Annotated in this window: 3 protein-coding genes; 2 read left to right on the top strand and 1 reads right to left on the bottom strand. The window is 46.6% G+C overall.

Features of this window, described 5'->3' with window-relative positions; all coding sequences use genetic code 11:
• On the bottom strand, positions 1 to 646 hold a 646-nt coding region (locus L654_RS0101295), incomplete at its 3' end, for a LysR family transcriptional regulator (protein WP_024607013.1).
• A 95-nt stretch (positions 647 to 741) separates the two neighbouring features.
• On the opposite strand from L654_RS0101295, the gene L654_RS0101290 reads away from it, so the two are divergent.
• Both L654_RS0101290 and L654_RS0101285 read left to right on the top strand, forming a co-directional pair.
• Positions 742 to 1,176 carry a DMT family transporter gene (locus tag L654_RS0101290; RefSeq protein WP_024590359.1) on the top strand — a complete coding sequence of 145 codons (435 nt, stop codon included), beginning with the start codon at positions 742 to 744 and terminating at the stop codon, positions 1,174 to 1,176.
• A 9-nt stretch (positions 1,177 to 1,185) separates the two neighbouring features.
• On the top strand, positions 1,186 to 1,465 hold a 280-nt coding region (locus L654_RS0101285), incomplete at its 3' end, for a DMT family transporter (protein ID WP_024607012.1).

Raw genomic sequence — 1,465 nt, 5'->3', positions numbered from 1 at the left:
CCCATTTCTCCCCGTGCCTACGCATCAGCCAGCGGTTTGGTCCTGACGAACCGCGATAGACCAAGCATTTATGATGGATTAACTCTTCAGGTGATTCAGGTATGCCGTGTCGACGGATATAATCTGGTGATGCAGCTAGATGATAGAACTGCTGGCCAAACACACGAGCATGAAATGAGGAGTCTGTTAGCACGCCAATCCGGAAAATTACGTCAGCTGAATCCCGGTGAGGATCGATGTAATCATCGGTCAGCGTGAGATCAATGCTTAGCCTTGGATATCGTTTAGTTAGACCAGCTAACGCCGGTGCTACATGTCGCTGTCCAAAGAATACCGGTGCGTTTATGCGGACCATACCTGAAGGTTCTAGCGTTCTTTCGTTGAGTTCTCGTCGCGCCTCCTCCAAGCTGCTCGTCATAGCACGTGCATAACGGATAAAAAGGTGGCCGCTTTCCGTCGGAATGATTGCCCGAGTATTACGATAAAAGAGTTGTTGTCCGAGTGCATCTTCTATTTGATGGATAACGCGCGACACCTGAGAGGCTGATATTCCTTTCCCCCGTGCCACCACAGAGAAATTCTGTGTTTCATAAACATTTATATAAATCATCAAGGCGCGTATGTTGATGTTCTCAGGTTTACTCATTTATGCATATCCTGCAAAGGTGTTTATCTAATTGTAGCATTTTTCTCATCCATGTTAAGGCGTAACATTATCTACCTGAACCACAGGAGATTGATATGCAACTGATACTAATTTTAATTGTAATTGCCGGAGGTATGGGGCTGTCCATAGAGGCTGGATTGCTAGGACCACTAGGCGAGGAAGTCGGTGATCTCTGGGCCACCTTTAGTGTATTTGGAGTGGGCGCGGCGCTTACTTTCTTGCTGATGCTATTTTTCAGCCCGCGTAACAGCCCATCGTTCTTTGCACAGCCATCTTGGCAACTGCTTGGCGGCATACTAGGACCTATTTACGTTATTATCCTGACCGTAACAACGCCGGCAATCGGCATCGCCATGACCATGATTGGCATCCTAGCAGGTCAGGTCTTTAAGAGCCTAATAATCGATCACTTTGGCCTACTTGGTACGCCACACAGAAAAATTGACATTAAACGTATAATCGCGCTGATTTTTATCATTGTAGCGCTGGTTATGGTTGCACAAGGCTAAGGTAACTTTATGACTATTATCATGATTATTCTCACCATCATCGGTGGAGCTATGCTGAGTATTCAAGCGGCTATCAACAGCCAGCTTGGAAGTAAAGTTGGTGTATTCAAAAGCGCGTTCCTAACATTTTCGATTGGAGCGCTAGTGACGGGGTTGCTGATCTTTTTCTTCGAACCTAAACACGCCTTGACCCTGATGGACGTTCCTAAATGGCAACTGCTGGGAGCAATGTTTGGTGTGCCATATATCGTTATTATGGTACTGGCCGTTCAGCGCATTGGCGCAGCTG

Origin of the sequence: Pseudoalteromonas sp. TAB23, from assembly GCF_000498075.1 — a bacterium.
GTDB lineage: Bacteria > Pseudomonadota > Gammaproteobacteria > Enterobacterales > Alteromonadaceae > Pseudoalteromonas > Pseudoalteromonas arctica.
This window is presented reverse-complemented; position numbering and strand designations above follow the sequence as displayed.